Annotated in this window: 7 protein-coding genes and 1 tRNA gene; 4 read left to right on the top strand and 4 right to left on the bottom strand. The window is 71.8% G+C overall.

Annotated features, from left to right (window positions below; translation table 11 throughout):
- Positions 1–84: 84 nt before the first annotated feature.
- On the top strand, positions 85–858 hold the full coding sequence (locus CA983_RS37065) for a sulfite exporter TauE/SafE family protein (RefSeq protein ID WP_086605126.1): 774 nt from the start codon (positions 85–87) through the stop codon (positions 856–858).
- A gap of 29 nt (positions 859–887) precedes the next feature.
- Here CA983_RS37065 and CA983_RS37060 read toward each other — a convergent pair whose 3' ends face one another.
- From CA983_RS37060 to CA983_RS37050, 3 genes are all read right to left on the bottom strand, one after another.
- Positions 888–1,703, bottom strand: coding sequence for an HAD-IIA family hydrolase (locus CA983_RS37060; protein WP_086605125.1), 816 nt, complete (start codon positions 1,701–1,703; stop codon positions 888–890).
- 104 nt (positions 1,704–1,807) lie between these two features.
- Complete coding sequence (locus CA983_RS37055) at positions 1,808–3,883, bottom strand: MDR family MFS transporter (protein WP_167407534.1); 2,076 nt, start codon at positions 3,881–3,883, stop codon at positions 1,808–1,810.
- 279 nt (positions 3,884–4,162) lie between these two features.
- On the bottom strand, positions 4,163–4,717 hold the full coding sequence (locus CA983_RS37050; protein ID WP_086605123.1) for a DUF309 domain-containing protein: 555 nt from the start codon (positions 4,715–4,717) through the stop codon (positions 4,163–4,165).
- Positions 4,718–4,816: 99 nt separating this feature from the next.
- Here CA983_RS37050 and CA983_RS37045 point away from each other — a divergent pair.
- Positions 4,817–4,890: transfer RNA gene (locus CA983_RS37045), tRNA-Pro, on the top strand.
- A gap of 109 nt (positions 4,891–4,999) precedes the next feature.
- Here CA983_RS37045 and CA983_RS37040 read toward each other — a convergent pair.
- Positions 5,000–6,190, bottom strand: coding sequence for an FAD-dependent monooxygenase (locus tag CA983_RS37040; protein WP_086605122.1), 1,191 nt, complete (start codon positions 6,188–6,190; stop codon positions 5,000–5,002).
- A 233-nt stretch (positions 6,191–6,423) separates the two neighbouring features.
- Between CA983_RS37040 and CA983_RS37035 the strand changes: the two genes are divergently transcribed.
- The gene (locus tag CA983_RS37035; RefSeq protein ID WP_086605121.1) at positions 6,424–7,086 is read left to right on the top strand and encodes an NUDIX domain-containing protein; all 663 of its coding nucleotides are present in this window, start codon (positions 6,424–6,426) and stop codon (positions 7,084–7,086) included.
- Between the two features lie 86 nt (positions 7,087–7,172).
- Positions 7,173–8,156, top strand: a complete 984-nt coding sequence (locus CA983_RS37030) for an aldo/keto reductase (protein WP_086605120.1) — start codon at positions 7,173–7,175, stop codon at positions 8,154–8,156.
- The last annotated feature ends 72 nt before the right edge of the window (positions 8,157–8,228 follow it).

Below are 8,228 nucleotides of genomic sequence, written 5' to 3'. Positions count from 1 at the left end.
GGTCGAGCGGGCCTAGCCACCTCGTGCCACCAGGCGAGACGGCACTGCCGGCCCCGGTTCGTTGCACATAGCATCGGTGCTCGCATGAACACCATGACGCTCTGGCACATCACCGGCTGGGAGTTCGCCGCGCTCGCCTTCGCGGCCCTGCTCGTCGGCTTCTCGAAGACCGCCGTGAGCGGGGCCAACACGGTCAGCCTCGCCATCTTCGCCGCGGTGCTGCCCGCCCGCGCCTCCACCGGCGTGCTGCTGCCGGTCCTGATCGCCGGGGACCTGCTCGCCGTCGCCACCTACCGGCGGCACGCCCACTGGCCCACGCTGTGGCGGCTGTTCCCGGCGGTCGCCGCGGGCGTCGTCGTCGGCACGGTGTTCCTGATGTGGGCGGACGACGCGATCGTACGGACCTCGATCGGCGTGATCCTGCTGCTGATGGCCGCGGTGACGGTCTGGCGCAGGCGTACGGCGGACGCCGAGCAGGAGCCGGAGTCGGTCACCACCCCGGCGGGCCGGATCAAGGCCCGCTCCTACGGCGTCCTCGGCGGCTTCACCACCATGGTCGCCAACGCGGGCGGCCCGGTGATGTCGATGTACCTGCTGTCCGCGGGCTTCCGCAAGCTCGGCTTCCTCGGCACCTCGGCCTTCTTCTTCCTGATCGTCAACGTCTCCAAGCTGCCCTTCAGCGCCGGCCTCGGCCTGATCGACGGCCGCTCCCTGCTGCTCGACCTGGCGCTCGTGGCGTTCGTCGTGCCCGGCGCGCTCTTCGGCAAGTGGGCGGTCGACAAGATCAACCAACGGCTGTTCGAACAGCTGGTCATCGCGGCGACGGTCGTGGGCGGACTGCAACTACTGCTGCGCTGACGTGTCACTGTCGCTGCCCCGCCCCGCAGCTACCGCTGCGCCGAACCCCGCAGGAGCGCCGGAAGGTCCGCGAAGGAGTCGATCACGTGGTCGGGCGTGCCGTCGGCGGCCCGGAGCACTTCCGGCTGGAACTTGCCGGTCCGGACGAGGACCCCGGTGATCCCGGCCCGCTGCGCCGCGAGCACGTCGGACTCGACGTCGTCCCCGACCATCACGGCCTCACCCGCGCCGACGCCCAGCCGGGCCAGCGCCGCCTCGAAGAACGCCCGGGCCGGTTTCCCGGTGATCTCGGCCTCCACCCGGGCGGCCTGCTCCAGCCCGGCCAGGAACGCACCCGAGTCCAGCCGCAGCCGCTCGGCCGTACGCCAGTACAGGTTGCGGTGCATGGCCACCAGCCGGGCGCCGCGCTGGAGATGCCCGAAGGCCCGGTCCAGCGCCGCGTAGCCGAACTCCGGGCCGGCCCCGCCGATCAGCACGACATCCGGCACGGTGCCCGGGTCCGCCGCGCCTGAGTCCGCCGCGTCTACGACGATCACACCATCGAGGTCCTCCGCGATGTCGCCGCTGTTCAGCAGGGCGCACCGGGCGCCGGGGCAGTGCTCGGCGAGGTGGGCGGCGGTGGCGGCGGGCGCGGTCAGGATGTCCTCGGCGGACACCGGGAACCCCGCGTCCGCGAGCGTGCCGGCGATCGACGCCCGCGTACGGGACGTGGTGTTCGTGACCAGCAGCACGGCGAACCCGGCATCCCGGATCTCCCGCAACGCCTCCACGGCCCCGGGCAAGGGCCGCCACGAGACGGTCAGCACCCCGTCGATGTCGACGAGCACGGCACGCACGGACTCCATGCTTGGACGATAGCCACGGTGAGCCGTGCTTGCCGGTCGGTACCCGGGGGTCACGGTGGGCCCTGTCCGCCGGTCGGTACCCGGGGCAGGGCGGCAGCCGCCGGTCACGCCGTGCTGGTCGCCATGGTTTTCGCCGGCCCGCCCGGCAGACCGTGGCTCAGATCCTCCACCAGCAGCCGCTTGGCGATCGCGTCGACCGCGACGCGCAGGTCGCTGTCCGACGGGCGGCCGATGTCCTGCCCCAGCCGCTCCTCCAGCCAGCGGGCCCAGGCCCTGCTGATGACCGCGGCCTCGCGGGCGCCGGCCTCCGTGTGGGACAGGAGGGAGCCGTCGCGGGTCAGGAACCCCTCGTCGACCATCCGCTCGAAGACCGGCAGCAACACCTCGGGCGGCATCCGCCGCCGCGCGGCGATCAGCCCGAGACTGGCATGACCGACCATCCGCGTGAACAGCTCGACCTGCATCACCGCCCAGGCACCCGCCACATCGAGCCGGGTGTCCGACTCCAGGATGATCCGGCGGGCGGTGTCCAGGTCAGTACTGCCGATGATCTTTCCGACGGCGGCCTCCAGCACTCGTCGGGAGTCCGCGCCGCTCGGCGAGGCGAAACCCTCGCCCATGTCGGTCGACCCGGTCCGCGCGGTGTCGCGCAGCCGGACCTGCTTGAGGAACAGGGCGACGAGGAAGCCCAGTGCGGCGACCGGCACCGTCCACAGGAACACGGTCTGGAGGGTGTCGGCGTAGGCGTCGATGATCGGGGCGGCCGTGGCCTGTGGCAGCTCGTGCACGCCGTCCGGGCTGGTCGCCGCCCTGGCGACGGTGTACGGCTCCACGCCACCGGTCTGCGCCGCCCGCGCCACCCCCTCGCGGAGGTTGGGCGCCAGCGCGTTGGTGTAGATCGTGCCGAAGACGGCCGTGCCGAACGAACTGCCCAGCGTGCGGAAGAAGGTCACCCCGGAGGTCGCCGTGCCGAGGTCGGCGTAGTCGACGGTGTTCTGCACCGCGATCGTCAGCACCTGCATGCACAGGCCGATGCCGGTGCCCAGGACGAACATGTACAGCGACTCCAGCCCCGAGCCGGTGTCCGGGCCCATGAGGGACATCAGGAACAGACCGGCGCCCATCACCAGCGCGCCGACGATCGGGAACACCCGATACCGCCCGGTCCTGCTGACGACGCCGCCGCTGAAGACCGACGCGATGAGCAGCCCGGCCACCATCGGCAGCGTCCGCACGCCGGACACCGTGGCCGAGTCGCCGTCGACGTACTGGAGATACGTCGGCAGATACGTCAGCGCCCCGAGCATCGCGAAGCCGACGATGAAGCTCAGCACCGAGCAGACGGTGAACACCGGGTTGGCGAACAGCCGCATGGGCAGCATCGGCTCGCGCGCCCGGGTCTCCACCACGCAGAACAGACCGAGCGCGACCACACCGCCCACGAACAGGGCGATGATCACGCCCGAGCCCCACGCGTATTCGTTGCCGCCCCAACTGGTCGCCAGGATCAGCGCGCTGGCGCCTGCCGCGACGAGCGCGATGCCCAGATAGTCGATGACCGGCCGGGACACCGACTTCACGACCGGGATGGTGCGGGCGGCCGCCGCGACGACGACGATCGCGATGGGGACGTTGACGTAGAACGCCCACCGCCACGTCAGATGGTCGGTGAACAGCCCGCCGAGCAGCGGCCCGATGACGGTGGACACACCGAACACCGCGCCGATCGCGCCCTGGTACTTGCCGCGCTCGCGCAGCGGAATGACATCGGCGATCAGCGCCATCGACGTGACCATCAGCCCGCCGGCCCCGATGCCCTGCATCGCCCGCCAGGCGATCAGCAGCGACATGTTGGTGGCCAGACCGCACAGGAACGAGCCCGTGATGAACACGATGGCCGAGACCTGGAAGACGACCTTCCGGCCGAACAGATCGCCGAACTTGCCGACCAGCACGGTCGCGACGGTCTCCGCGAGCAGGTACGAGGTGACCACCCACGACATGTGGTCCGCCCCGCCCAGGTCCGAGACGATGGTCGGCAGAGCGGTGCCGACGATGGTCTGGTCGAGAGCCGCGAGCAGCATCCCCAGCATGATCGTCACGAACACGACGTTGCGGCGACGGGTGTCCAGCACCGGGGGCTGGGAGGCGGGCAGTGCGGTTTCCTCCACGACGGTCACGACGTCACCCTCACACCTGTGGACTACGTGCGCATGCCAGAACGTCCGCACGGGTGCCCGGTGATGTGTGCTCCAGTCGTGCCGGTCGCGGGGGCGTCGGTGCGGCGGGCGGATGCGTGTCCATCATCCGGCTCGTGCGCTCGTGGGCCCGCGCCGATACCGCGATGACATGAATCGTCCGCACGCCACTGACAGCACGCGCGCCGCGTCCCAGGTCGGCAGAGACGCCTGATCGGCTACTCCGCTCCCCGTCCCAGGTCGGCAGAGACGCCTGATCGGCTACACCGCTCCCCGTCCCCGCAGCCGAGGCGCCCGCGCCCCCGCGTCCACGGTCGTGCCGCCCCGTTCCACGTCCTCGGCCAGCTCCCGCGCCCAGACGGCGACTGCCGCGACATCGATCCCGTACGGCTGCGCCCGCCCGGAACCGGACACCCACTCCTCGGCCGCGCCCGCCCCGCGCCGCAGCAGTCGCGCCCCGCCCGTGAGGTTGCCCCGGGCGGCGTGGGTGAGCCCCACGGCCAGCTGGGCGAGCCCGCGCCACAGCTCCCGCTCTTCCTCGGGCCCCGACTTCCAGGCGTCCTCGAAGACCTCGTGCGCGTGGAACGGCTTCCCCTCGTCCAGCAGCCGCTGCGCCTCGGCGACGGTCTCCTCCGGGGTGCGGACGACGCCCTCGGGCTGCCGCGCCACGCCCGGCGCGTCGTACGGCAACGGCCGCCCGAGCCCGTCCCGGGGCCGGGCGTTGCGCGCCCGCCCCTCGGTGTCGCGGTCCCGTGCGTCGGCCGGCCGGCCGGAGGACGTGCTGTGCGTGCTTCCCGTACTGCCTGTGCTGCCCATACGCCGATTGTCCCGCGCTCCGGCCCGCTTCGGCGTAGCCCGGGGTGTGGGGTAAAGTGCTGTTCGCGCCATCCCGCGGTTCACCGCGGACGCGCGCACCGGGACGTGGCGCAGCTTGGTAGCGCACTTGACTGGGGGTCAAGGGGTCGCAGGTTCAAATCCTGTCGTCCCGACGGTGCGGAACGCCCCCGCGGGCAGATGCCTGCGGGGGCCTTTTCCTGTGGACCGGTGGAGCTTCCTGCGGACCGGGAGCCCTTTCCTGTGGGCCGGTGGTGAAGGCGATCACGGCAACCGGTGCCCGTAGAGCCAGTCCAGCCGGCGGTGGTACCGGCGGGGAGCCAGTTTCCCCAGGAGCCACAGGGGAAGGTAGGCGAAGCTGTTTCCCTGGTGGAACCGCTGCCCGTTCTGGCGTGATCCGGCCTGGACGCGTGCGGTGCGCTCTCGCCGCGTCGCGGAGTAGGAGAGCAGCGCCCGGGGCACGTCGTCGGTGCCCTCGAGCCGGTGGGCGAGAACCCGTGCGTCCTCGAGGGCCATGGTGGCGCCCTGGGCCAGGTACGGCAGCATGGGATGGCACGCGTCACCGAGGAGCGCGACGCGTCCGTCGGTCCAGGTCTCGAGGGGCTCGCGGTCGAACAACGCCCAGCGGTAGTGGGCGTCCGCCTCGCGGATGGTGGTGGTGACCGTGGGGTGCCAGCCCTTGAAGTCGGCCAGCGCGTCCTGCCGTGTGCCACGCTCGGTCCAGGACTCTCCCCGCCACTCGTCGCGCTCCACGACCGCCACCAGATTGGCCAGTGCCCCGCCCCGCAGCCGGTAGGTGATCGCGTGACGCCGGTCGCCCACCCACAGGCACGCGGTGGGCGGGGGCACGTCATTCCCCAGACGCTCGACCGGGACGGTGACCCGCCAGGCGACATGGCCCGTGAACCGGGGCTCGCCGGCACCCAGCATCTGACTGCGGATCACCGAGTGGATGCCGTCGGCACCGACGAGCAGGCTGCCGCTGACGCGCCGGCCCGAGTCGAGCAGTGCCGTGACCTCCTCGAGGCTCTGCTCGTAGCTCCTCACCGCCGACCCGGTGTGGAGCGTGATGTCCAGGCCGCTGCCGACCGTCCCGGTGAGGAGGGCGTCGATCAGGTCCGCACGGTGGACGTGCAGATAGGGGGCGCCCCACCGCCGTACGGCGGTCTCGGCGAGTTCGATGCGGAACACGTGCCGACCGGAACGGCCGAGCCGCATCTCGACGGCCTCGGGACGGAACGTCGTGGGCAGCAGGTCGTCCAGCACGCCCAGGGACCTCAGCACGCGTACCCCGTTGGGGCTGAGCTGAATGCCCGCACCGATCTCCCCGATGGCCGCCGCCCGCTCCAGCACGGTCACGCGCCACCCGGCACGGCCGAGGGCGAGCGCGGTGGCCAGTCCGCCGATACCGGCGCCGACGACGAGCGCGTGTCTGGTGTTCCGGCCGGTTTCCATGGTTCCTCCCCCGTGAGGCGAATCGGAGCGCCGTGGCCCGCAGGCCTGCCCGCAGGAGCCGCGACACCGGCCTCCCACTGTGTCCCGACCCACCGGGCGACGGGCAGTCGCAGACGCGTCACCTCCCGTGTCTGACACCCGTGCCGATCCGGAACGTGCGGCACCGGGCGGCCCCGGATGGTAGAAGCGGGCATGACCACTTCCCCCTTCTCCTCCCGCCCGGCTGGTGCCCGATGACCGCCGGCATCGACACCCCCGACCGCAGGGGCCGCACCGGACTCGACCGGACCGGCCGGGACCTGACCGGCAACCCCCGCGTCAAGGTGCGGGACGTGAAGCTCCTGTCCAGCCACTGGTACGTCGAGCGGACCACGACCTTCGACTTCCGGCACGCCGACGGCACCTGGAGCACCCAGGAACGCGAGACACACGACCGCGGCAACGGGGCCACCATGCTGCTGTACGACACCGAACGCGAAACCGTGCTGCTCACCCGCCAGTTCCGCTTCCCCGTGTACGTCAACGGGCACCCCGACGGCATGCTCGTGGAGACCCCGGGCGGCCTGCTCGACGACGATGACGAGCACCCGGAGATCGCGGTGCGACGCGAGGTCGTGGAGGAGACCGGCCACACCATCGGCGAGGTCCGGCACGTCTTCGACGTCTACATGAGCCCCGGCTCGGTCACCGAACGCGTCAGCTTCTACGCCGCCGCCTACGGCCCGTCGACCCACACCCACGACGGCGGCGGCCTGGACGAGGAGGGCGAGGACATCGAGATCCTCGAACTGCCCTTCCGCCGGGCCCTGGAGATGATCCGCACCGGGGAGATCGCCGACGCGAAGACCATCATGCTGCTGCAGTGGGCGGCGCTGGAGGGACCGTTCGCCAACTGACCCGCGCGGGCCTTGACTTGAAGTGCGCTTCAAGATGAAGACTCCCGTTCGTGCCCCGAACCCCGGGGCGCACGGGAGGAGCAGCCATGAAGTACCGCACGATCGGCACGGACCCGCAGACCCGCCGCGAGGTGAGCGTGCTCGCGCTCGGCGCGATGCTGTTCGGCTCGGCGACGGACGAGAAGACGTCCTTCGCCGTCCTCGACCGCTACGCCGAGGCGGGCGGCACCTTCATCGACACGTCCGACAACTACGCCTTCTGGGTCGACGGCGGCCAGGGCGGCCAGAGCGAGGAACTCCTCGGCCGGTGGCGGCGCAGCCGCGGCATCGGCGACGAGATCGTCATCGCGACCAAGCTCGGCGCCCGCCCCCTGGCCCCCGGCACCAGCTACGTGGACAACCCCGAAGGCCTGTCGGCGAAGGTGATCCGCGAGTCCGCCGAACGCAGCCGCGAACGGCTCGGCGTGGACAAGCTGGACCTGCTGTACGCGCACATCGAGGATCACACCGTTCCGCTGGGGGAGACCGTCGAGGGCTTCGCCGCCCTCGTCACCGAGGGCACCGTCGGACTGCTCGGCGTGAGCAACCACGCCGCCTGGCGGGTGGAGCGGGCCCGCGCCCTCGCCGCCGCGGCCGGACTGCCCGGCTACGAGGTGCTCCAGTACGCGCACACCCACCTGCGCCCCCGCACCGACGTACCAGAGGCCCTCTTCCCGGACGGCAGCCTCGGCCACGCCGGCCCCGACCTGCTGAGCTACCTGCGGGCTGAGCCCGGCCTGACCCTGGTCGCCTATTCGCCCCTGCTCAAGGGCGCCTACACCCACCCGGACCGGCTGCCCGCGGACTTCGACCACCCCGGCACCCCGGCCAGGCTGGCGGTGCTGCGCGAGGTGGCCCGGGAGACCGGGGCGACCGTCAACCAAGTGGTGCTGGCCCGGCAGATCGGCGGCGAGCTGCCGGTCGTCCCGCTGGCCGGGGTCTCCTCGGTGGCCCAGCTGGAGGAGAACCTCGCCGCGGTGGACCTGGAACTGACCGCAGAGCAGCGGGCCAGGCTGGACGCGGCGCACTGAGCTCGTGGGACCGTGGTAGGAGGAAACGGACATCCGGACCTCCGGAAGGAGCACCGGCCATGACCACCCACC

This window comes from Streptomyces swartbergensis, assembly GCF_002148965.1.
GTDB lineage: Bacteria > Actinomycetota > Actinomycetes > Streptomycetales > Streptomycetaceae > Streptomyces > Streptomyces swartbergensis.
Note: the sequence above shows the minus strand (reverse complement) of the source record. Positions and strands in the feature narration are given on the sequence as shown.

Bases quoted from the DNA above. Each gene is read 5' to 3' on its own strand.
- CA983_RS37065 (WP_086605126.1), top strand. From the start codon at position 85: ATGAACACCATGACGCTCTGGCACATCACCGGCTGGGAGTTCGCCGCG.
- CA983_RS37060 (WP_086605125.1), bottom strand. From the start codon at position 1,703: ATGGAGTCCGTGCGTGCCGTGCTCGTCGACATCGACGGGGTGCTGACC.
- CA983_RS37050 (WP_086605123.1), bottom strand. From the start codon at position 4,717: ATGGGCAGCACAGGCAGTACGGGAAGCACGCACAGCACGTCCTCCGGC.
- CA983_RS37040 (WP_086605122.1), bottom strand. From the start codon at position 6,190: ATGGAAACCGGCCGGAACACCAGACACGCGCTCGTCGTCGGCGCCGGT.
- CA983_RS37035 (WP_086605121.1), top strand. From the start codon at position 6,424: ATGACCGCCGGCATCGACACCCCCGACCGCAGGGGCCGCACCGGACTC.
- CA983_RS37030 (WP_086605120.1), top strand. From the start codon at position 7,173: ATGAAGTACCGCACGATCGGCACGGACCCGCAGACCCGCCGCGAGGTG.